Annotated in this window: 12 protein-coding genes; 10 read left to right on the forward strand and 2 right to left on the reverse strand. The window is 54.5% G+C overall.

What is annotated here, in order from left to right; all coding sequences use genetic code 11:
• The first annotated feature begins 143 nt into the window (after positions 1 to 143).
• The 3 genes from GYMC10_RS01760 (at position 144) to GYMC10_RS01770 (ending at position 8,217) form a co-directional block, all read left to right on the forward strand.
• Positions 144 to 6,398, forward strand: a complete 6,255-nt coding sequence (locus tag GYMC10_RS01760) for a 5'-nucleotidase C-terminal domain-containing protein (RefSeq protein WP_012818561.1) — start codon at positions 144 to 146, stop codon at positions 6,396 to 6,398.
• 344 nt (positions 6,399 to 6,742) lie between these two features.
• A complete protein-coding gene (locus GYMC10_RS01765) occupies positions 6,743 to 7,231 on the forward strand; it encodes an RNA polymerase sigma factor (RefSeq protein ID WP_012818562.1) in 489 nt (162 codons plus the stop codon).
• 68 nt (positions 7,232 to 7,299) lie between these two features.
• On the forward strand, positions 7,300 to 8,217 hold the full coding sequence (locus tag GYMC10_RS01770; protein ID WP_235201864.1) for a hypothetical protein: 918 nt from the start codon (positions 7,300 to 7,302) through the stop codon (positions 8,215 to 8,217).
• Between the two features lie 138 nt (positions 8,218 to 8,355).
• On the opposite strand, the gene GYMC10_RS01775 is transcribed toward GYMC10_RS01770, so the two are convergent.
• Positions 8,356 to 9,231: an AraC family transcriptional regulator gene (locus GYMC10_RS01775; protein ID WP_012818564.1), complete on the reverse strand. Its 876-nt coding sequence runs from the start codon at positions 9,229 to 9,231 to the stop codon at positions 8,356 to 8,358.
• 153 nt (positions 9,232 to 9,384) lie between these two features.
• Between GYMC10_RS01775 and GYMC10_RS01780 the strand changes: the two genes are divergently transcribed.
• On the forward strand, positions 9,385 to 10,704 hold the full coding sequence (locus tag GYMC10_RS01780; protein WP_041621913.1) for a sulfatase-like hydrolase/transferase: 1,320 nt from the start codon (positions 9,385 to 9,387) through the stop codon (positions 10,702 to 10,704).
• A 118-nt stretch (positions 10,705 to 10,822) separates the two neighbouring features.
• Here GYMC10_RS01780 and GYMC10_RS01785 read toward each other — a convergent pair whose 3' ends face one another.
• Positions 10,823 to 12,739 (reverse strand): beta-N-acetylhexosaminidase, encoded by a 1,917-nt coding sequence (locus GYMC10_RS01785; protein WP_012818566.1) that lies wholly within the window; start codon positions 12,737 to 12,739, stop codon positions 10,823 to 10,825.
• 442 nt (positions 12,740 to 13,181) lie between these two features.
• On the opposite strand from GYMC10_RS01785, the gene GYMC10_RS01790 reads away from it, so the two are divergent.
• The 6 genes from GYMC10_RS01790 (at position 13,182) to GYMC10_RS01815 (ending at position 23,462) form a co-directional block, all read left to right on the forward strand.
• The gene (locus tag GYMC10_RS01790; RefSeq protein WP_041621914.1) at positions 13,182 to 14,195 is read left to right on the forward strand and encodes a LacI family DNA-binding transcriptional regulator; all 1,014 of its coding nucleotides are present in this window, start codon (positions 13,182 to 13,184) and stop codon (positions 14,193 to 14,195) included.
• Between the two features lie 158 nt (positions 14,196 to 14,353).
• Positions 14,354 to 16,024: an ABC transporter substrate-binding protein gene (locus tag GYMC10_RS01795; RefSeq protein WP_012818568.1), complete on the forward strand. Its 1,671-nt coding sequence runs from the start codon at positions 14,354 to 14,356 to the stop codon at positions 16,022 to 16,024.
• A 101-nt stretch (positions 16,025 to 16,125) separates the two neighbouring features.
• On the forward strand, positions 16,126 to 18,036 hold the full coding sequence (locus GYMC10_RS01800) for an ABC transporter permease subunit (RefSeq protein ID WP_261979731.1): 1,911 nt from the start codon (positions 16,126 to 16,128) through the stop codon (positions 18,034 to 18,036).
• A gap of 12 nt (positions 18,037 to 18,048) precedes the next feature.
• On the forward strand, positions 18,049 to 18,879 hold the full coding sequence (locus GYMC10_RS01805; protein WP_012818570.1) for a carbohydrate ABC transporter permease: 831 nt from the start codon (positions 18,049 to 18,051) through the stop codon (positions 18,877 to 18,879).
• Positions 18,880 to 18,906: 27 nt separating this feature from the next.
• Positions 18,907 to 21,051 carry an alpha-L-rhamnosidase C-terminal domain-containing protein gene (locus tag GYMC10_RS01810; protein ID WP_012818571.1) on the forward strand — a complete coding sequence of 715 codons (2,145 nt, stop codon included), beginning with the start codon at positions 18,907 to 18,909 and terminating at the stop codon, positions 21,049 to 21,051.
• On the forward strand, positions 21,048 to 23,462 hold the full coding sequence (locus GYMC10_RS01815; protein WP_261979533.1) for a glycoside hydrolase family 78 protein: 2,415 nt from the start codon (positions 21,048 to 21,050) through the stop codon (positions 23,460 to 23,462). Before GYMC10_RS01810 ends, GYMC10_RS01815 begins: the two co-directional genes overlap by 4 nt.
• Positions 23,463 to 23,522: the final 60 nt, after the last annotated feature.

Raw genomic sequence — 23,522 nt, forward strand, 5'->3', positions numbered from 1 at the left:
ATATGCCTATCCAGCTTTGGGTTTAGGTCTATCGGAGGTTTTTTTACATCTAGCATACTTTAGGTTAGAACTCCCAAAACATATCTGGTATATATAGTAAATAAGGTAAGAAAATTTAATAGAATAGAGGAGTGAACACCTGAATGCGCATTCGATTACATAGGTGCCAAAGGCCGTTAAGCATGCTTTTGGCTATCGTGATGCTTCTGAGTATCATCGTTCCTTTCAGCCCCGTGAAGGTGGCGGAGGCTTCTCCACGGCATGATCAGGTTGTGATCAGCCAAGTGTACGGTGGGGGCGGGAATAGCGGGGCATCTTTTACTCATGATTTTATCGAATTGTTCAATCCGACCAGCAGTCCGGTCGACCTGACAGGCTGGAAGGTGCGTTATGCGAGCGCAACAGGCACTTTTAACAACACGGCCTCTTTAACTGGCATCATAGAACCATATGCCTATTATTTGATTCAACTACAGAGCAGCGGCTCGGTAGGTGCTTCTTTGCCGACAGCTGATGCTGCAGGAGCATTGAACCTGAGCGGCTCCAATGGCAAAGTAGATCTGGTGAACACCGCTGGCGATCGCATCGATCTCATTGGCTATGGGTCCGCTTCAGAGTATGAAACGAGTCCGACCGCAGCTCTATCCAACAGCACGGCAGCGATTCGCAAGGAATTGACCTTTGGTCAAAAGGATCGCGGCCTTGACACGGATAACAATGCGGCCGATTTTATCGTTATAACCCCGGATCCCCGGAACAGTGCGAGTCCCGTTACGCCGGTCACGCCTGGCTCTGGCCTTGGAGCGGTAACGGCTAATCCGGAGCCTAATGCCTGGCCAGCCGGAACGGAGATTACGCTGAATCCGCCTACGGTGGGCGCTTCCGTTTATGCGGATGTATATCGGTCCGGCGGTAACGGGTCCGGCTACCAACTCGTCAACGGCCCGGTCATCCTTAACGAGCCTACGCGGGTGGAAGCCTATGCAGCCCAGGATGGCCAGCCGGATGGGCCGGTCTCCTCGTTCCAATATGATATATTAACGCAGACGTCCGTCGCTGATGCCCGCAGCAAGGCAAAAGGCGAGCATGTCTGGACGGAAGGCGTCATTACGCATATTGAAGGCAGAGAGACCTACATTCAAGATGACACGGCCGGTATTGTGCTCTATGATTACCCGCTTAATGCCAGCGTTGGCGACCGGGTGAGCGTGGCCGGCGTGATGGAGATTTACAACAATCTTCAGGAGATCAAACCGCATGCCTTGCTGCCGCACGACGTAACGGGGAACCAAGTCGGAGTGCCGCAGGCTCTCCAAATCACCGGAGCAGATCTATCTGCGGCTGCAGGGGAGAATTATGAGGCAAGATTAGTCTCCCTGAATGATGTCACCATCAAGTCCGAGAATAGACCTGGGGAATACACAGCCGAGCAAGGCGGGCATGAATTCATCATCTATTCCGGATTGTCCAAGCTGAAGACGGTGAAAACCTTCAGCCGCATCACGGGCGTGGTCAAGCAGTTCGGAAACATCTATGAGCTGATACCGTTAGGCGAGGATGCCTTAATCGAAGAGATGTTCTCCGTAATCGCAAGTCCGGGTGCCGGACCGATCATTACCGGGGGAACGGTGACGCTGTCCAGCCCTACGCAAGGCGCAAGCATCTATTATACGCTCGATGGATCGGTTCCTACGGCTGCAAGCACACTGTACAGCGCACCGATACAGATTGACCGTGACACGACCATCAAGGCGATCGTCGTCTCGGGTGCGGATGTGAGCAAGGTATACGAATTTGCTTACAAGGCCACTCAGCAGCCGCGTATTGCGGATATCCAAGGCGAGGACCATGCTTCGTCGTATAACGGACAGACGGTAACCGATATTGAAGGCGTTGTAACCCAGTACGGTTATACGTTCTCTAACGGCAGCATTAAGGGATTCTATATCCAGGATCCGAAGCCGGATTCCAATCCGAATACCTCGGACGCCATTTTCGTGTATTCCACGGATCCAAACCGGCCTCAAATCGGAGATCTGGTAAGCGTAACAGGTAAAGTGGCCGAGTATAACGAGGGAAGCTCCAGCAACCTGACTTCCACTCAAATCGAGCTGCAATCGTTCAAGAATCTGGGTCAGGGTCAACAACTGCCGGACCCTGTTACCTTAGGTAAAGGCGGGCGCCCGATTCCTGACGCCATTATCGATAATGACGGCATGACCACGTTCGATCCGGACGAAGATGCCATCGACTTCTATGAGTCGCTGGAGGGCATGCTGGTCAGACTTCCGCAGCCAACGATCATTAGTCCGTATTGGACAAGCGGCGGCACCTACAACATTGCGACCCGGGTCGACAATGATGTCGCCGATGTCATTACGCCAGCGGGCGGGCTGGTCCTGAAAGAGAACGGCAATTTCAACCCGCAGCGTCTCTTGATTGCTTACGGCAATCCGGGTCAAGAAGTGAGCACAGGCGATACGTTTGCCGATGATGTGATCGGCGTGATCGGGTATAACGGCGGGAACTTCAAGGTGATCCCTGCCAAAAACAGCTTGCCTCCAATCGACAGCAGTTCTTTTAAGCAAGAGGTATCTACTATTGACGTGAATGCCGAACAGCTCAGAGTAGCGACGTATAATATTGAAAATTTCTACCCGGGCGTAAGCTCTGCCAAAATCAACAAGCTTGCGGAGTCGATCGTAAACAACATCAAGTCTCCGGATATTATCGGCCTTGTGGAAGTACAGGATAATAACGGAGAGCAGAACAACGGAACCACCGCGGCCGATCAAAGCTACCAGACCTTGATTAACGCCATCAAGGCAGCCGGCGGACCAACCTATAGCTTTACCGACATTGAACCAGAGAATAATAACGACGGGGGAGCGCCGGGAGCCAACATTCGGGTCGGTTTCCTCTACAACGCGGATCGCATCCAGTTATCGGACAGCGTTCAGGGCAAGAAGGGATCCCCGACGGAATCCGTGGCGTATGATGCGGCGAAGGATCAGTTAACCTTGAATCCGGGCCGAATTGATCCGCAGAATGCGGCATTCAACGCATCGCGCAAGCCGCTGGCAGCACAGTTCGAATTCCAAGGGGAAAAAGTGATCGTCATCGCGAATCATTTTAACTCGAAATCCGGAGATCAAGGGCCATTCGGCAATACCCAGCCGCCGGTTCTCTCCAGCGAAACCCAGCGCCATCAGATCGCAGCGGTCGTGAACAGTTTCGTGAAAGACGTGGTGTCTGCTAATCCTGATGCTAACATCGTCGTGCTGGGGGATTTGAATGATTTCCAATTTACCGAGACGGCGAACATTTTAAAGGGCAACGAATTAGACAACCTGATCGAGACGCTTCCGCTTAAGGAGCAGTACACGTACACGTATGACGGAAACTCGCAGGTGCTGGATCATATTCTGGTCAGCAAGAACCTGACCCGTTCTACGCAAGTCGATATCGTGCATCTGAACGCCGATTTCCCGGCCTCCAAGGGCCGCGTATCGGATCATGATCCGGTCGTCGCCCAGATCGACCTGAAGGAAGAAGCCGTGGACGGCTTCCCGCTGACGATTTTGCATACCAATGACACGCATGCCAATCTGGACACCGTAAGCTCGCCGGATAATATTGCGCGCCGGGTTACGGCAATCAAGGAAGCCAAAGCGAATGCGGTCAATCCTCTGCTCGTGGATGCGGGAGACGTATTCTCAGGCACGCTGTATTTCAATCAATATTTGGGACTCGCCGATCTGGAGTTCATGAATTTGGTTCAATATGATGCCATGACCTTCGGTAACCATGAGTTCGATAAAGGCTCCGAGGTGCTGAACGATTTCATCGAGCATGCGGAATTCCCGTTTGTTTCCTCGAACGTGAATTTTTCGGCCGATGCTTTATTGACCCAGAAATTCAAAAATGAGGTAACCCGGGATGCCAAGGATGCAACCATCTATCCGGCCATCATCATGGAGGTAGACGGGGAGCAGGTTGGCCTCATCGGACTGACAACCGAAGACACGGCGAACATCGCTTCGCCTGGAGACGTAACCTTTGAGAATGCGGTGCAAAAGGCAAAAGATACCGTAGCGATGCTCAAGAATGAAGGTATCAACAAAATCGTCGTACTGTCGCACCTCGGTTATGACGTGGATGTCAACCTTGCGAAGGAAGTCGAGGGCATCGACATCATCGTGGGCGGTCACAGTCATACCAAGCTGGATCTGGCGGTCGTGGACCGTTCGGACAGCGAACCGAAGCTGATTGTCCAGACAGGTGAAAAAGGTCAATTCTTAGGCCAGCTGGAGGTCGTATTTGACGACGAGGGGGTTCTGCAGGAGTGGAACAGCAGCCTCATTTCCGTTGACGAGAAAGATAGCAATGAGCAGTATGTCATTCAGCCGGATCCCGAAGCCTTGCAAATTCTGAACACCAAATATAAGCCGGGCGTGGAGGAATTGAAACAAACGGAGGTGGGCACGACAGAAGTGAAGCTGAACGGCGTCCGCGCCGATGTCCGCACGAAGGAAACGAATCTCGGCAATCTGATTGCCGATGGCATGCTGGATGCGGCGCAAGCCGCCGGAACGAATGCGGTCATCGCCCTGCAGAACGGCGGCGGCATCCGCGAATCGATTGAAGCAGGCAAAATCACGATGGGTGACGTCATGACGGTGCTTCCGTTTAACAATGATCTCGTCACGATCACGTTAACGGGCGCTGAGATTAAAGAAGCCATGGAGAACGGGGTTTCCAAAACCCCGGCTCAGGACGGGCGCTTCCCGCATATCGCGGGCATGAGGTTCTATTATGATTCGACCAAGCCGGTTGGATCACGCGTCCTGCGTATCGAGGTGAAAGGCAAGAACGGATATGAGCCGATCGACATGAATAAATCGTATGAAGTAGCGACGAACGCATTTACCGCTAAGGGCGGCGATTTCTATGCTTCGCTCGAGAAGGCGTATCTGGAAGGGCGCGTGAACCTGCTTTATAAGCCTGACTATGAGGTGTTCTCGAACTATGTGAAAAAGGTAGGCACCATCACGGCCAAGACCTCCGCTGTCGAAGGACGGATTTCGGACTTGAAGGGAGCGCCGCTTCCCGGTGGTCCGGGAGAGCCTGGGCCGGGCAACCCTGAAAATCCGGGCACGCCTGGAACTCCAGGGCCGACGACGCCTCCCGTAAATCCATCGAATCCTGGCACGACGCCGCCGGCGGAACCAGGCAAGATCAAGGTGCCGGTTAAGGTGGAGAACGGCGCGGCGGCAGGCAGCGTGACCGGAGCGGCCATGAAGGAAGCCCTGAAACAGCCTGTTGGCGGAAATGTTACCGTAGAGGTAACAAGCACGCAGCCTATCTCTTCTTCATCCGTTACCATCGAGAATGAAGCGCTGCGTGCGTGGCTTGATCAAACAAGCGCGCAGGTGCTGGTGGTAGCGACGCCTTACGGAAGCTATGAACTTCCGAAGACGGAGATCGATCTTCAAGCGCTGGCAGCCCAAGCCGGTTCGGATATGAACAGCCTTCAATTGGTCATTCAGCTTGCTGTCGATGCGGATGCCCTTAAATCAGCGGCGTCCAAAGGATATAAAGCGCTGCAAGCCGTGAGCTACACCGTGACGGTGAAGTCCGGCAGTGGCAAGGCTTTCACGCTGGATTCGTTCCAAACGTATGTGAAACGGTCCCTGAATGTCGACAAATCGCATGCGTTGACAGACATTGCGGTTGTTCGAGTGGATGGAAACGGCGAATACACGCCAGTACCATTCAAGGTGAACGGCCAACGTATCGATATCTATAGCCGAACCAACAGCACGTATCTGGTGTTGCAGAACCCGGTAACGTTCCAGGACATCGCGTCCCACTGGTCTAAGGGTGAGGTTGAATCGCTTGCAGCCCAAATGATCGTAACCGGGCGCACGGATCAGACCTTTGTTCCGAACGCTCCAGTCACTCGGGCCGAGTTCGCAGCGCTTGTCGTCCGGGCATTGGGACTTTCTGCAGACGCTGCGTCAGGCAGCTTCCAGGACGTGGCTTCATCCGACTGGTACGCGGGAGCGATCCAGGCAGCAGTCGATGCCGATATCATTAACGGCTACACGGACGGCACTTTTAAGCCGAATCGGACGATCACGCGCGAAGAGATGGCTGTAATGGCCTACAACGCGCTGGAGTATGCCGGATACAACCCCGTCGACGTGGCAAAAGCTCATTTTGCCGATGCGTCCTCGATCGGAGCTTGGTCTCAAGCAGCGGTGTATGAATTGGCGGCACTTGATATTCTGAACGGAGATCCGAAGCAGCGCTTCAACCCTGAATCGAATGCCACCCGCGGCGAAAGCGCCGCTGTGCTCCATCGTTTGATGCAGGATTTGACGTACGTAAAATAAACACTCTATAGAGGCTGGATGCATTTTGGGTTAGCCTCTTGGTTATAAACGAGAAGGGAACGTCCAACAGCAAATCTGCTAAAGAACACTCTATCGATCAACAAAATGGAAAATAGAAATGGCGGTGCTAAGGAGGCGATCCTTGCACCGCCATTTCTTGTTTTTTACTTTCGTTGCACCGCTTCTTTCGTAAATGGGTCGCACACGGAGCTTCTCCTAACAGAAAAAGGAGATAGCCATATCTATTGGGACACCCTCTTTTTTTTAATCCGAAAAACTTAAAAACAAAATGTGACCGATCCGCGTCCATAACTGTGTTAAGGGTAAAAGGAGGTCTAAAGGCGATGCAGATCGATTCGCTCCGGCCGGGCGGAGATATTACGGAAACCTATGAATTATATGGCGATATGCTTTTTAAAATAGCAATGGTGTATCTTGGGAACAAACAGGATGTCGAAGAAGCCATTCAGGAGACGTTCATTAAATTGATATATAAAGCGCCTGACTTCAGGGACCAGGAGCATAAGAAAGCTTGGCTCATTCGGGTGATTACGAACCACTGCAAGAACATGCAAGGGAGCCTGTGGCGCAAGCGGGTAACCAAGATGGAGCATATGAACGATTATTTTGTCGAACCGTCGGAACGGACGCTGATGGACCACGTCATGAGTTTGCCGTTCAAGTATAAGTCGGTCATCCATCTGTTTTATTACGAGGATTATTCCGTTAAGGAAATCGCCGGGATTTTGCAGATTAACGAGTCTGCGGTCAAGATGCGTCTTCAGCGCGGCAGGAAGCTGCTGCGCATGGACTTGGAAGGAGAGGACGATTGATGAATCGGAATGACTACAAATCATTGATAGATCGAATAGAACCTGATAAGGGATTGGAGGAGCGAATTATGAAAGGAATGAAACAAAATCAGCGTCAAACGACAAGAATGAGCCGAATGGGGGTCGCCGGCGTCACCGCGGCCATTATGCTGGGGCTGGTGGTAGTGACTTCGCTGGTATTGAATCTTGAGAACGAGCCAGCGGTCAGCGATATCCCGGTGGTTCAACAAGGGACTGGGGCGAATACCCCGCCGACCGCGAAGGTTGGTCACGATCCAATAACCATTCCGAAAATCGAACTTCCGGGCGAGAGCAACGTCAAAGCCGACATGATCGGTTTGGTTGTATACCAGGGCAATATCTACACCCAAACCGGTACGCAAATCACGCCGGAAATCGCCAAGCAGCTGCGGGGCGACAAGCTCGGACGGTCAAAGTCGGGGATTACGGAATGGAGCTCCTCCGATGATTATACGGAGCTTGCTTCGACGATCGGCGAAATGGATATATTCACGGTTAAGGGATATGACGCCGATTTTAGAATCATGTCCTACATGGAGCACGACGGGGAAGTCTACGCCGAATTGTATGAGCATTTGAACGGGATTACGGTGGCCAAGGGCGAGGATATCATCGGCAAGCTGAATCTGATGGGGAACATGACTTCGGTCAAATGGCAGGATTTCGATAGCTGGAACATGGGCGAGAACAAACTGCGCGAGCTTTCCGCCGATGCGGAGGTGCAAGCCTTCGTTGACGCTTTATATGAAGCGAAGCCGATAGCGGCAGAGCCTCTGTTTGAGCAAGGGATCTACGAGACCGGGCCTAGCGAGCAGAAATTTCTGTATATCCAGCTGCAGGACGGGACGGAAGTCCAGTTAAGACTGTTCAAAGGCGGCCAATATGTGCGATATGCCAATGCGCCTGTGTTCTTTCATTTGGAAGGCGCGGCATTCACCACGCTCTGGGAGCTGATGGAGGAGTAGGTTGTCCTGCCGTTTGTAGCCACGAAAAATAGGTAATGTAAAAAGACCAGAGGCTATCCCTAATCGGATAGCCTCTTTTCGTTGCTGTAGGGTCGATAACGGCGATCCCTTTATCGTTTATCGTATGGCGGTTCCTTGTTATTCGCTTGTTCTCGATGATGGGCGGTTCGCTTTCACGAATGCGCTCGGCGTCATTCCGAAATACCGGGTAAAGGCGCGGGAGAACGTAAACAAATCCGAATAGCCCAGGGATAAAGCGGTCTGCGTGATGCTGGTTCCCTCGGCGGATAACAGGCGGGTCGCTTTCTCCATGATCAACTGCTGCATGTAGCGGGACGGAGAGATGCCGTATCGGCGGGTAAACGCGCGGGTGAAGTGACTGCGATGCACGCCGGCCCAGGCGGCAAGCTCCTCCACGGACAGGTTCTCCGTGCAATGAAGCCCCATATATCCGGGGACGGACTCGAGCCAGTCCGAAGCAGCCGAAGCAGCGGGGAGGTGCTGGTCCCGGTTGGGATCGATGCTGTGGATCAACTGGAATCCCAGCGACATCAGCTGAAGGCTATGGTCCTGCTGGGGCTGCCGGAGCAATCGCTGAATGTCCTTGATGACAGCCAAGGCATCGTCCCTGAAGGCATTTCGTCGATAAGGCCGTTCCGGACATAAATCGACATGGTTCAATATGGACGGCATCAACTCGCCCATAAAGGCCGTCCAGGTGATCATGGTAGACGGCTCGTCGCAGTCCTTGACATACGTATAGACCGAGCCGGGGAAGAGGCAGAAGAGGTCGCCTTCCGAGAGGGAGACGCTGCTGCCGTCCCATCCGAACCGCACCTTGCCGCTGGCAACGAAATGTATACTGTAAAATTCGACGGACCGGGGACCGACTTTTTCGGTGAAAAAGGGGTGGGATCCGGATTTGAATATCCATAATCCCAGTTGTGTCTCAAAGTGAGCCGGGTTGTTAAAGTATTCTTCTCGGGATGGCCGCTGATTCACTGTTAAACTCATGTGTCCTCCTTCCGCCTATAGCGGTCAATTCTTTTGTTACTGCTATGATGCAACATATTGTATAACGATTGCAAGGATGGAGCATTCCGTATTCGTCCGCCAAAAGGTACGATGATGAAGAACAAGTCGAGCATAGTAGAGGTGAATGGAGATATGAAACAACCGAATTTTATCGTGATTTATTGCGATGACTTAGGGTATGGAGATCTTGGATGCTACGGTTCGGACACCGTGAAAACCCCGCATCTGGACGGGTTGGCTGATGAAGGCATTCGTTTTACGAATTGGTATTCGAATTCCCCGGTCTGCTCTCCGTCACGAGCCTCTTTATTGACGGGCAAGTACCCGGCCCGAGCGGGAGTCGGCGAGATTCTTGGGGCGAAGCGCGGTTCGCATGGACTGCCTGCCGACGAGGTGACGTTGGCCAAGGCTCTCAAGCCTGCCGGGTACAGGACGGCGCTGTATGGAAAATGGCATCTGGGCTTGTCCGAGGAAACCAGCCCGAATGCGCATGGGTTTGATGAGTTTTTCGGATTCAAGGCAGGCTGCGTCGATTTTTACTCGCACATTTTTTATTGGGGCCAAGCCCATGGCGTCAACCCCCTGCATGATCTATGGGAAAACGAAACGGAGGTTTGGGAGAACGGCCGGTACATGACCGAGCTGATCACGGAACGATCGGTTGATTTCATTCAGCGGTCGCGGGAGCAGGAGGCTCCGTTCTTCTTGTTTGCGTCGTACAATGCGCCGCACTACCCGATGCATGCGCCGCAGAAATACATGGACCGGTTTGCGCATTTGCCTTGGGATCGGCAGGTCATGGCCGCCATGATTGCCGCGGTGGACGACGGCGTCGGGAAGATCGTAAAGGCACTGAAGGAAGCCGGCTGTTATGAGGATACGGTCATTTTCTTCTCCAGCGATAACGGACCGTCCTCCGAGAGCCGGAACTGGCTGGATGGGACGGAGGACGTGTATTACGGGGGAAGCGCGGGGATTTTCCGGGGGCATAAAGCAAGCCTGTTCGAGGGCGGAATCCGCGAACCTGCCATATTGAGCTGGCCGAACGGATGGGAAGGCGGGCAAGTGCGAGATGAGGTGGCGGCTATGATGGACCTCGCACCGACCTTTTTGGATCTGGCCGGCGTCGATCCGGCGGCAGGACCGCTTCAAGGCGTTGCGCTGGACGGAAGCAGCCTGAAGGAGATGCTGCAAATGCGCGAGCCGTCGCCGCATCAGCAATTGTTCTGGGAGTATCAAGGCCAACTGGCTGTCCGGGAAGGGGATTGGAAGCTGGTGCTGAACGGAAAACTCGATTTTGACCGCGTGGTTCCGGATCAGATTCACCTGTCCGATCTGTCCAGGGATCCCGGGGAGCGCTCCAACCTGGCGGACCGTTACCCGGAGATCGTGGAACGGCTTAGCCGGGATGTGCGAGACTGGTATGAGGAAGTGCAGCGGCACGGATCCTGAGCGTGAATAGAGCATATCGCCTAAGCCTCAGCGATAAATGCAAAAAAAGCCCCGGCAACCGGGGCTTTTTATTATGTGTTGATGACAGGGTATCAGCAGAATCCGACAGCCGGAACCCTTAAAAAGGATTCAGCACATGGTAGAACACGTTCGGCGAAGCCATGCGGTAATAATGGCTGCACCAGCCGACGCCCTTGTGGTTGTCGCGGTTGGTCGTGCTGAACACCAGCCGTTCCTGCTCAAGCTCCTCGATCCGTGCCGTCCGTCCCTCCACGTATTCCAGAATGCGGAACGATGCAGTGTCCAGGCGGGTGATGACGCCGCCATAGCGGATGTCGATGACCTCCCAGCCGAAGGGTTTGAACATCCGATGCCACTGTGTACGGTGGGCAATGCGGAGCTCTTGCACGGCTTTGGAGATGGCAGGGAGCACGTTTTTGGCCATATGCCTTAAGGTATCGACGTCCTTGGCATCATAGGCCTGCTTCAGCAGAATGCCGATTTCGCTCTTGCGTTTGAGGACGGCGCTCAGCTTCTCCGGCATCTCGAACAGATAATCCAGCTCGGCCGTGCTATCGCGCTTCGCGCGCAGGTTTTGCTCCAGCTCGGCATAGTGGTTCGAGAGGTCCAGGCCTTCGATCTGTTTGTCGAACATCCCGAGGAGCACATCCTGATACAGCAAAAATTTCGACGGGTTGCTCTGCTTGGCGTTGTTTGGCTCCTGGCCGGGAATCTCGTCCAGATCCTTCAGCAAGAGGAACGCCTCCATGTCGATGCCCGTACAGAATTTCACCCGTTCCGCCAACTGAGCCGGGGAAGGCTCCTGTTCCGAGTAGGCATGCTCGGCATAAAGCTGCAGACCGAGCAGCGCCGCGAACGGATTTCCTTCGTTGCCGTCGTCGCCCCACATCGTGGCGTATACCTCACGGATTCCTTCCTGCTTGCACACTTGAAGCGCAACATTCGATGCGTTCAGGGACAACCCGTAGTTGACGCCGAATGTGTTAAAGATCCAGACGGCTCCGGCAAACACGAGGTTGCAGCCCAGGGGGCGGTGATTGGCGATAAGCTTCTCATAGTCTGCCGGCTCCATGTGGGTGTAATCCCAGTACACCATGTCCACATCCTTCGGGATGCGGCGGGCCATATCCTCCGGGATCGAGGTGTCCTTGTCGTAATACGCCGCATCGCCGCCTCCGCCGGCAGCGAGCTTCAGGAACATGTCGCTCCACATCATCGGCTTCAGGCCGCGCTTGCGGACGGCAGCCAGGACTTTGTCCAGATGGGCGATCATAATGTCGAAACGGCTCACATAACCGTTGTGATCCAAATATTTACCACGTCCGAGCTCCTCCGCTTCGTCCATCCCGATATGAATCTTGTTGCTGCGGAACGGAGCGCTGGCAGCCTCGATCATCCGTTCAATCAGGGAATCGGTCTGCTCGCTGCCGACGAGCAGGGCACCCTTCGTATCGCGGTAATGCTTGATGGGCTCCCACTTCAGAAACTCCTCCAGGTGCGCCAAGGTTTGGATGCTTGGAAAAGCCTCGATGCCGAATTGATCGGCATAATCGTCCATCTCTTTCAGCTCCGCCTGCGTGTAGCGACCGCGCATATAACCGAAATACGGCTCGCCTTCGATCTGGTAGGTGTCCTCCATGTACAGCATCACGCTGTTCATGCCCATCAGGGCCATTTTATTCAGCATGAGCTTAAAGCTGTCCACGGTCAGCACGGCGTTGCGGGACAGATCGAACATCGGGCCAATTTGGTCAAATTGCTGGCGTTCGTGAAGGTGGAACGAATCGCTTTGGCGGCTATGTTGAACCAGCAAGCCGAGTCCCCGGAAAAATTGATGTTTTCGTCCGTAACGAATATAGGCGCGGTCTCGGTCCCTGCCGACCTCCAGATCGCCATCGGACAAGGCTGCCTCAACGGGGATGCCGTTTTCCCCAAGTTCGACGCCAAGCTCATCCAGCAGCAGCTCAATGCCTGGCATGACATCCGTAACAGCGCCCTCGAAACGAAATTTCATATGAAATCCCCCTGCATCCATGATTTTGCGAACATTAAACATTATATCATTATAATGTTTAATGTTATGGGAATCGCCGCTGGAAATCAATCTTTTGTTTGCGAAGATAGAGGAGTTATCACGACCTACTTCAAACGTACAGCGGTTCGTGGATGAGCTATTCATTTACGAAATAGATAAAAAAAGAACAAAAAACAGGATTGACACTGCCGATAACCCGGTGTATTTTATATACAAATCGTTTTTGCAAAAACGTTTTGCATCATGAGGACATCAATCATTGCGTCATTCGGTGATTCTTTCCTCAACGCGATAGCGCCGTAATCGGCTAAGATCTGATAGCGTTTACATAAGTGGTTTGTACTCTGCAAATATTGTTTGCAACACCGCGTTTATAGTCTAATTAAATGTTCCCCTATAATTTTGGATAAGGATGATCATGATGGCAGCAACCATAAAAGACGTCGCCCGTGAGGCCGGCGTAGCGGTTTGTACCGTGTCGTTTGCGGTCAATGGCTCCGCGCATGTAGCGGAAGCGACCAAGAAGCGGATATTCGATGCAATCGAGAAGCTGAATTACCGGCCGAACCAATCCGCGCGCGGATTGGTTACGAAGAAGACGAACAACATCGGCCTGGTGGTCGAGGATACGGTGGACGGTTTGGAGAATACCATTCTCCTCGACGTCGTCAAGGGGCTTGGGGAGGCGACGGGAGACAACAATTACGATTTGCTGCTGTCCTTTCAGAAGCCGAGTACGAATAAATTGGCGGATCACCTGCTGGACGTCTACCGCAAGCAATCGGCGGATGGACTGATCCTGATGGGGGCGGCCATTAACCAGCCGTATGGGGAGCTGATCAAGAACCGGTTTCCGTTTGTCCTGCTCGGGAGGCCGACGATGCCCGGCGTGTGTCACAGCGTCAATGCGGATAACGAGCAAGGCGCCTATGAAGCCGTTAAATATCTGATCGGCAAAGGTCATCGCCGGATTGCGCTCATCACCCCATGCTCGCTGGAAGTGGATGCCTCGCTGGACCGATATAACGGCTACCGCCAGGCCATGGAGGAATTAGGCGACGGGTTCGATGAGCGGCTGGTGGAGATCGGTTCCTTCGAAGAAGACAGCGGGTATACGGAAACGGAGAAGCTGCTGAACAGAGCCGAGCGTCCTACCGCCATCATCGCCGGACGCGACGTGATCGCTTCCCGCGTCGTCGAGAAGGCTCAGGAGCTGGGTTACAAGGTGCCGGAGGACCTGGCGGTGATCGGATTCGATAACACGGCCGTGTCCCAGTTGGCCCGGCCATCCATTACATCGATCGAGCTGCCGATGCGGCAGATGGGCCTGGAAGCAGCGAAGCTGTTAATGCAGTTGATTGACGGCGAAATTCGTTTTGACGATATTCAGACGATCGTTTTGCCGTGTACCGTCATTGAAAGAGAATCGACCTGAAAACGGATATTTTCGTTGGACGATTCTTTTTTTTGAAGGGTGCAAAAACGTTTTTGCACCCTGTTAACCTTGAAGGGAGTGATGCGGGTCCAATTTAGACATCTAAGACTTCACATAAATGTAAGCGAATTCATTAAACGCTTAGGGGAGTGAACGTCATGATCCATTTTAGAAAAATCGTAAGCCTCATTTTGATTTCCTCACTAATGATCATCATCGCAGCGGGCTGTACCAGCAGCGGACCCAATACCGCCAGCCCGTCACCATCCGAACAGCCTACCCCAACGGATAACAAAACACCAGCCGAATCAGCCGGAGAAGATACCGAAAAATCTAAAAGCGGCACGATCCAAATATCCTTGCGCGGTGCCTCAGCCGAGGTTTGGGGCAAGGTAGCCGACGCTTACATGGCTAAGCATCCGGACGTGAAGGTCGTCGTGGATATCAAGCCGGCCGAGGGCTACCGCGAATGGCTGCAGGCTCAGTTTGCCGCCGGAGAGCCGGAAGCCGATTTTGTGAACACGAATGAAAACAGCGACCTGAACGAAGACCAGAAATTCGTGGACTTCAAGCCTTGGCTGGAGACGGAGAACCCATACACCGGAAAGCTCTGGAAGGAAAGCTTCAACCTGGACGGCATGGGCGTCAATCTGGATGACCCTAACCTGCAAACTTTGCAAGCGCTTAACTTTGAATCGGTTCAAATCCTCTGGATGTACAACAAAGAGATGTTCGAGAAAGCGGGGATTACCGATACCCCTAAAACGTTCGATGAACTCATCGCGACCTACGACAAACTGAAGGCGGCGGGTCATATCCCGTTCACGATCGGTGGCAACGCGCTCTCCCTGTGGAGCGGTCAGGCGGGCTGGCTCATGCGCATTTATCCGGACCAGTACTTCCGCGATTACGTGGAGCTGATCAAATCAAAGCCGGAAGATTATACGTACATGCCAAACATCGACGATAACTGGAAGTTCGACCTGAGCGACCCGTACAACGATTCCCGTTCCAAAGTATCGACGAACGAGCTGCGGATGTACCAGGCGATCAAAAACAAAGTCGGCCCGTATAAAGTCGAGGGCAATCCGGCGTGGCGCGAAGTCATGACAAATCTGAAAACCTTGTTCGGTTACGCGCCGGACGGTTTTATGGGCATGTCCGAGGAGCAGGCCTACAAGCTCTTCCTGACAGGCAAGGCCGCAACCATGGTCGCGCTTCCGTCCTCCTATTGGCAGCTTCCCAAGGATTTTGCCGATGCGGAAAAAACGGGAGAGAGCGGCGGCGTGAAATCCTTCGACTTCGGATTCTTCAACATGCCTTCCATGGAAGGGGAGCTGGTCCAGGCTCCGGCGAGAACGATTCACATCTACACCGGCTTCTACGGCTTCGTGAAGAAGAATGCGGAGCAAACCGCCCTGAACGTGGATTTCATGATGTATTTGACCAGCCCGGAAGGATATAAAGTGTACCTGGAAGCCGTCCAAAATTCCAAAGACGCCTCCCTGAACGGCGCGCCGCTGCTTAACGATATCGAGCTGCCGGAAGAAATGAAGAAGACGTTCGAATCGTTTGACGCGATCGGGAATACGGAAGGGCTGAACAGCCCGGGCAACGTGTTGGCCCGCGGTCTCCATGACTATCAGCCGTCCGTGCAAAGCTATATCGGTCTGATCTCCAAATACTTCAACGATGAAATCGATGTGGATCAGCTGCTGAAGCAGTACCAGGCGGATATTGACGCCAAATTCGAAGCCATGCTCAAGGAACGCAAAAAAGAACTCTCCGATATCGAGAATCCGGAGCGTCAGCCGCCTGTCAGACAGTAGCATTAGAAGGCTGTGAATAACTGTAAGGTGCAGGACTTCGCCTTCATCGGTGGAGTTCTGCGGGTTCACTTGGCATGGAAGGGAGTGTGAACACGAAGGTGATGAGAACAATATATTCCTGCCTGCTGGCTTCGCTGCTGCTATTTCTATATGCCCAGCCGATCCATGCCTCTGAGCCGATCTGGACGATGGAGCAGGGCCTTACGATCAAAGCCTTGTCCATATCGGAAAACGGCGAGCTGGTGGCGGTCGGTACGCAGAATGCGAGTGCCATTCTTCTTCAGCGTGACGGCACCCAGCGATTCGAATTCATGGCAAACAACGTCGTGACCGGTGTCGCCCTCCTGAATGACGGCCGCATGCTCGTCACTTCCGATGACCGGCATCTTTATATGCTGAGTGCTGACGGCAAGGAGCTGTGGAAGCGGGATTTTAAGAAAATGATCAAGAATCTGTCGGCAACGCCCGACGGCAAGCTGGCTATCGTGACGCTGCATAACGAAAGTTTGGTGCATGTGCTGGACGAACAAGGACAAACGCTGCGTGAAATTCCGATCGGCATCGCGGTGAAGAGCGCCGCGGTATCCCCGAACGGGCAATGGCTGGCAGCCGGAGCCGCTAACCAGTATGCCTATTTGTTCAATCCTGCCGACGAGCTGCAATTCCAGACGCCGCTGGAGGGCGACATTCTTCATGCTTCCGTTGCGGATAACGGAACGATGGTGGTCGGAACGTCCAGCAATAAAGCGGTCTTCTATTCGGCGGAGGGCAGCAGGCTTGGCGAATTGTTGACCAAGGATAAAGTGACCTCCGTTCATGTCACCCATGACGGGGAGTTTATCGGGGTAGCGGATTACTCGGGCAATTATTACGTGGCCAATCAAGACGGCGATTTGTTGTGGAGCACGAAGGAGGCCGGAGCCGGCCAGCAAATCCGGTTCAGCAAAGACGGCACGCGGCTCTTCGCAGGCTCGGATAAAGGAGCCGTCTTCCAATATGAAGTCGGGGCCGTGCTGGAGCAAGGCAAACAGGCGGCGATGGTCAAAACCGTGGTACAGGTAGCGGCCGTGATCGTATTCGTTCTGTTGACGGCCCTGTTATTTTTCTGGTTATGGCGCAAAAAACCTTACATTCTTCACCGGTTGTGGAAGAGCAAACTGGCGTATGCCATGCTGCTCCCCAGCTTTACGCTCCTTATCATATTTCTGTATATCCCGGCGTTCTCCGGCTTGATTCATTCTTTGTACGACTGGAATCCCGGGGCAAGAAGCGAGTTTATCGGGCTGGACAATTTCAGGCGCATGGCGAACGATCCGTACGTCACCAAAGGCGTGGGCAATCTGCTCATCCTCATCGCCACCGGATTGTTCAAGGCGCTCATTCCGCCGCTGATCGTGGCGGAGCTGATCTATCATCTGAGAAGCAAAAGGTCCCAGTATGTATTCCGCACGTTTTTCGTCATTTCCATGGTCATTCCATCCGTTGGCATGCTGCTGGTCTGGCAGGACATGTACGATCCGAACATCGGCCTTGTGAACCAGCTGCTGCGCATGATCGGACTCGGCTCGCTAAGCCATCCTTGGCTGGGTGACCCGAATACGGCGCTGTGGGCCATCATAATGATGGGCTTCCCGTTCGTCGGCATCCTGCAGCTGCTGGTGATGTACTCGGGGCTGATTGCCATTCCGGAAGAAGTGATCGAAGCGGCGAGAATCGACGGCGCCAAACCTTTTCGCATTATCCGGGCGATTCACCTGCCGCTGCTGGCGGGACAATTCAAGCTGCTGATCGTGCTCGCGCTGATCGGCATCATTCAGGACTTCGGCTCCATCCTGATCGTGACCGGCGGGGGGCCTGCCGACTCGACCTATGTGCCGGCGCTGCAGATGTATTTTGCCGCAACGAAATTCAATGACCTGGGCTATGCGTCGGCGCTTGGCGTCAGCATGTTCGCCATCATCATGGTGATTACGGTCATCAATATGAAATTCATCAAAACCAATACGGATTAGGAGGGAAACGGCATGAATGCTAAGGCTAGACTCGTTCATCAGTCGGGGCTTTATGTGCTGCTTATCGTTTTTGTTGCGTTGACCCTCGCCCCTATTGCCTTCACCCTGATTTCTTCCTTCAAAAATAACGCGCAGATTCTCGGAGGCATCTGGACGATGCCGATCCCCGCGCAGACCGCGAATTATGCGGAAGCCTTCGCGGCGATCTGGCGGTATACCTTGAATACGGTGCTGTATGCGGCGGTGGGCGGCACCCTGGTCGTGGCCCTGTCCGCCGTTGCCGGCTATACCTTCGCCAAGAAGGACTTTCTCGGCAAGGAGGTGCTGTTCATGTTGATGCTGGCCATCATGATGATACCAGGCGTCATGACGCTGATCCCTTCCTATGTGCTGTATGCGAATCTGGGGCTGGTGAATACGCCGTGGGTCATCATTATCAGCGCGGCAGCGGGCGGCCAGATTTTCGGCACCTTTCTGTGCAGGAGCTTCATGGCGGGCATTTCCAACGAGCTGTTTGATGCCGCCAAAATCGACGGTGCGGGAGAATTCGTGGTGTTCACAAGAATGGTGCTGCCGCTGTCCGTTCCCGTTCTCATGACCTTGATGATCATGCAGTCCGTCGGGATCTATAACGATTACATCTGGCCGCTTTTGACCATTAAATCGAACAGCATCCAGATGATTGGCGTCGGGCTTACGCAATTCACGAACCAGTTCGGCATCTCCAACATGGGCGTGGAATTCGCGGCGTACATCATTTCGGCGATTCCGCTGGTGCTGCTGTTCAGCTTCGGGATGAAGTATTACATTCAGGGCGTTACGCAAGGAGCTTTAAAAATATAAAACGACGGACCAAATGGAGAGAGATGGATGAATATACACAGACAAGCGGAGAAGATACCCAGCTGGATCTGGCACAGGGAACGTGAGGGCCGGCGGCATGTCGTACTGGAAAAAACCTTTGTCCTGCATGCCGCGGTTGAGCAGCTAGAGATGAGAATCGCCTGTACGGGAGAAGCCGAGATCAGGCTGAACGATGCCGTGATCGGCCATTTTCCGGAGCATGCCAGGCACACGTCCGCATTTTATCCGGTAGAGGGGCTCCCCGGCGGTTTGGAGCCTGGAGCCTATACGCTCCGAATCGAGCTCCGAAATACGGAGCCGATGCCGATGCATCCCATCAATATGCATCTGCATGACCGCTCGGTGGGATGCATCGCCTACTTGAGCGGAAGCGAAGGCTTATGGCTGGCAACGGATGATACCTGGGAGGCCGGGGACGGCCCGGCGGAGGTGGTATGCGTTTGGGGCGAGGAGCCTTTCGGAGACCTGGATCATGCGCCTCCTTGGTTTATTGCCGGAGGATACGGCGATATCGTGGTCGAGCCTGTCCAAGGCATAAGAGTCATGTCCGCAGCCGGAGTGGAAGCGGTCAGCGGCATAGATGGTGTAATTCAGATGAATGGAACGGCCGGGGGGCGAATTGTCCTAGGCGAAGTGGAGTCCCGGAATGAACGGCATATTTTTTATCATCTTCTGAAGCAGGGGGAATGGAAGGAACGCAGGACTCAGCAGAAAGGGCTGGATTTGAGCCGGATGCCGAAGCTGCTGCTGGAATTGCCCCATGAGCTCAATGTGCGGATGAAGGTGACCAACCACGGCGATTCCGAGATCGGTTTGCTGTGGAATGGCGCTGAATCCTTGCAGGAGCTGCGGCATTATGACGGATGCATGACCGAGTGGTTGGCGATTCCGCCGGGGAGCCTGTCGGCAACGAATCCCCAGGGCATGCGGTACGTGCAAATTTACGTAAGCGGGGACGATGGAGGAACATTCCATATCGAGCTCCGATTGGAGGCAGCCGGCGCCGCGCTGAACCAGGCGGGGCAGCTGCAGACGGACAACGACCTTCTGCAGCGCATCTATGAGGTGTCGGTGCATACCAGCCGGGTCTGCCATCAAATCGGATTGTGGGACGGCATCAAGCGGGACCGCCTCAATTGGGCTTACGATATTTACCTGGCCGCCAAAACCGAATACTCGCTCTGGGACGATTATTCGGTATTGAAGCGGTCGCTCCGGGAGCTGGGGCGGACCCCTTACGGCTATTGGATGAACAATCTCCCCTCCTATACGCTGTGGTGGCTCAGCAGCATATGGGATTACTACTTCGAGACGGGAGACCGCGAATTCGTATGGGAAATAAGGGAGGATCTGCAGCGGCATATCGCTTGGGTGAAGGCGAATGCGGATCCGTGCAGCGGGATTTTCATGCCGGATGCCAGTGAAGCACATTCCTTTATCGAATGGTCGCCCATGGGGACGTCTGAATCGTGGGCGTGCCTGAACGCGATTTACGGCATGGCGAAGAGCCAAATGAAGCAGCTGGCGGATTACATGCCGGAGCTCGGGCTCCATTGGGATGAACCGCAAGCGGAGCTTAAGGAAAAGCAGTTCATCGGGCCGTCATACGCGCTGCTCACCTCGGTCATCGGCATTAAGAGCGGGTATGTGGGAGAAGACAGCGCACGCAAATTTCTCCTCGACTATCGGCTGGGGGACCCGCTCACGCCATTGTCCGCTTACTGGCTGGCGGAATGCTATTCGGAGTACGGCATGCACGAACGGGCGTGGGCGGTTATCGCTACGGTCTGGGGAACGATGCTGGATGCAGGAGCAACCACTTTCTGGGAGGGGATCAGGCTGACGCCGAGCAGCGATATTCACCATGCCCTGACCACGTATACCGCGTACGATTCCTATCGGATGAGTTTGTGCCACAGCTGGTCGAGCACGCCGGTGGTCTGGATTGCCAGGTATGTCCTGGGGATACGCGCGCTTGAGCCCGGATATGCCCGCATCGCTTTTGAGCCTCATGCGATCGGAGGGCTCACGGCCGCACGGGGCGTGATTCCAAGTCCCAGGGGCTTGATTAAGGTGGAATGGAAGCTTGAGCATGGCCGCATGATCAAATCAGCTCGCATCGGGGAAGCCGAGCTGGCAGGGAGGGCATGATGAAAGATCACTGGCAAGCGAGCTGGATTTGGGGAGATTTCCCCCCGAATACGGCCAACGTGTATCTGGAAGCGAGAAGGAGCTTTGACTTGCAGGAAGCGCCGATGGCGGGCCGATTGTACGTGTCAGCCAACCAGGAGTACTTGCTCTATGTCAATGGTACCGTGGTCGGGAGGGGCCCTTCACCTGCCGACCAGCAGTGGAAATATTACGACGAGATCGATGTGACCCCGCTGCTTCCGAAAGGTAGGAATGTGCTGGCCATCGTCGCCTACAATTTCGGTTCGACCGATATCGTGACAGGCCAGATGCAAGGGCCGGGGGGATTGATTGCCGAGCTTGAGATCGAGCGCGGGAACGGAGTGTTCTGCGTGGCCGCCACGGATGCGGATTGGAAGGTCCGGCGATCGCCAAGATGGATGGCCCAGGTGTCGCGCCAGCATCAGTGGAACGGATTCCGCGAAGTTTATCTCGCGCAGCAGGAGGACGGATGGGAGGAATCCGCCTACGACGATTCCTCCTGGAGCGGGGCGGTGGTTATCGCCAAAGCAATGGATCCGGATTCGCCATGGCCGCGACTGCTTCCGCGGGAGATTCCTCCGCTGCACAGGGAATGGGTTAGTCCGGCAGCGATCGTGCGGACCGAGGCCAATTTCGGCGTCAGCCTGGGGGAGTCGGGCATGCTGCGGAATCGCTTAGGCAGCACGGAAGCGTTCGGTTCGCCGGAGCGTGCCCCTCGGGGTCATGAAGCGTTTGGCTTGCAAGAGGACTCGGCGGAAACAGAAAGAGATCCAGGTCGGTTAGCGGCAGGTACAACAGGCTGGACGCTTGATGCCAGCATGCCCGGCTCGCTGCCGGGTGTTGTATATGACTTTGCTAGCGAAATCGTGGGGTATCCCGAGCTGGAGCTGGACGCGCCTGCGGGCGGCGTGATCCAACTGTCGTACGGAGAATCGCTGGAGCTGCAATTGTACGATACCTTCATCCTGCGCAAAGGGCGAAATCGGCTGAAGCCCTTTGGCCGCCGGGCTTTCCGTTTCCTTCAGGTTACGGCACAGGCGACGCCGGCCGCGCTGACGATATCGCGCTTCGGCGTCGAATCCGTCCACTATCCGTTTGACGAATCCGGCTTTTTTCGCTGCAGCGATGAGCGCCTGAACCGGATTTGGGAGGTCGGGGCGTATACGACGCTGGTGAACAGCCAGGATCATCTGGAGGATTGCCCGCTGCGCGAGAAGGCGCTCTGGGTAGCCGATGCCGTGGTCATGGGCAAAGTCATCTACCACGCGTTCGGCGATGATCGGCTGCTGCGCAAATGTCTCTTGCAAGGGGCGCGGATTCAGAATGACGACGGCTCCATACCCGGTACCGGCCCGGAACGAAACTCGTTCCTGCTGCCCGATTTCTGCGCGCATTGGTTGTTCGGCGTGCATTCCCACTGGCGGTATACGAAGGACCGCGATTTCCTGGAAGAAATCTGGCCGGCCATTACACGGTTGATGGCGTGGTTCGCGCTGCAGGAGGATCGGGATGGCCTGTTTGCCGGCGCCGACCGGCCTGGCTGGTGGTGCTTTATCGACTGGGCCGATTACATCGACCGGCGCGACCGGGTGACGGCCGTCTCCTGCTTCTATTACAAGGCGCTCGGGTTGGCGGCGGAGCTGGCGCAAGAGACCGGACGCGACGAGCTGGCAGGGCAGTGGAAGGACCAGGCGGTCCAGCTTCGCGCTGCCATAAGGGAGCAGATGCGGCCCCCCGGCGAGATCGTGTTTGCGGATTGCATCGGATCGGACGGATTATCGAAGCAGATCACGGCTCAGACCAACTTTGCGGCGATATGGTCCGGCCTGATGGACCCGGCGGAAGAGGACCGCTTCCTGGACGAATGGTACGACGGCGGAAAGCTGCCGCCGTTAAAAGGCGCTTTTTTCTATCATGTGGTTCTGGAGACGCTGATGAGCAAAGGACGCGTAGACCGCGCTTTGGAGATCATTAGAAGCTATTGGGGCGGCATGCTGGACCGGGGAGCGACCACCTGGTGGGAGACGTATGATCCATCAACGCCGGCCTGTACCGTGCCGAGCGCTTATCAAGGCAATACGCCAACTTATTTAGTTGATCATATTCCCGTGAGCTTTAGTCACGGCTGGGGCGCATCGCCGAGTTATATTTTGACGCAATCCGTGTTGGGCCTTGATTTAAGCAGACTCGGCGAGCAGGAGGTATATCTTGCCCCGCATGCCGGTGATCTCGATTGGGCGGAAGGCGCTGTGCCGACGCGCTTTGGCATGATGGAAGCAAGCTGGAAGAGAGAGAAGGGAGGGAAACTGAAATACGAGCTCACGATTCCGGAGGGAATTACCGTGAAAGCGATCGACGGGACGGAGCTTGTGCTTAGAATCAGAGATTAAGGCGATCGGCTTGGAGACGAGCGAATAGGGGTTTGGAAAGGGGGTGAATGGCGTCGAACT

The sequence above is a fragment of the Paenibacillus sp. Y412MC10 genome, assembly GCF_000024685.1.
In the GTDB taxonomy this organism is placed as follows: domain Bacteria; phylum Bacillota; class Bacilli; order Paenibacillales; family Paenibacillaceae; genus Paenibacillus_AQ; species Paenibacillus_AQ lautus_A.

Bases quoted from the DNA above. Each gene is read 5' to 3' on its own strand.
- GYMC10_RS01760 (WP_012818561.1), top strand. From the start codon at position 144: ATGCGCATTCGATTACATAGGTGCCAAAGGCCGTTAAGCATGCTTTTG.
- GYMC10_RS01765 (WP_012818562.1), top strand. From the start codon at position 6,743: ATGCAGATCGATTCGCTCCGGCCGGGCGGAGATATTACGGAAACCTAT.
- GYMC10_RS01770 (WP_235201864.1), top strand. From the start codon at position 7,300: ATGAAAGGAATGAAACAAAATCAGCGTCAAACGACAAGAATGAGCCGA.
- GYMC10_RS01775 (WP_012818564.1), bottom strand. From the start codon at position 9,231: ATGAGTTTAACAGTGAATCAGCGGCCATCCCGAGAAGAATACTTTAAC.
- GYMC10_RS01780 (WP_041621913.1), top strand. From the start codon at position 9,385: ATGAAACAACCGAATTTTATCGTGATTTATTGCGATGACTTAGGGTAT.
- GYMC10_RS01785 (WP_012818566.1), bottom strand. From the start codon at position 12,739: ATGAAATTTCGTTTCGAGGGCGCTGTTACGGATGTCATGCCAGGCATT.
- GYMC10_RS01790 (WP_041621914.1), top strand. From the start codon at position 13,182: ATGGCAGCAACCATAAAAGACGTCGCCCGTGAGGCCGGCGTAGCGGTT.
- GYMC10_RS01795 (WP_012818568.1), top strand. From the start codon at position 14,354: ATGATCCATTTTAGAAAAATCGTAAGCCTCATTTTGATTTCCTCACTA.
- GYMC10_RS01800 (WP_261979731.1), top strand. From the start codon at position 16,126: ATGAGAACAATATATTCCTGCCTGCTGGCTTCGCTGCTGCTATTTCTA.
- GYMC10_RS01805 (WP_012818570.1), top strand. From the start codon at position 18,049: ATGAATGCTAAGGCTAGACTCGTTCATCAGTCGGGGCTTTATGTGCTG.
- GYMC10_RS01810 (WP_012818571.1), top strand. From the start codon at position 18,907: ATGAATATACACAGACAAGCGGAGAAGATACCCAGCTGGATCTGGCAC.
- GYMC10_RS01815 (WP_261979533.1), top strand. From the start codon at position 21,048: ATGATGAAAGATCACTGGCAAGCGAGCTGGATTTGGGGAGATTTCCCC.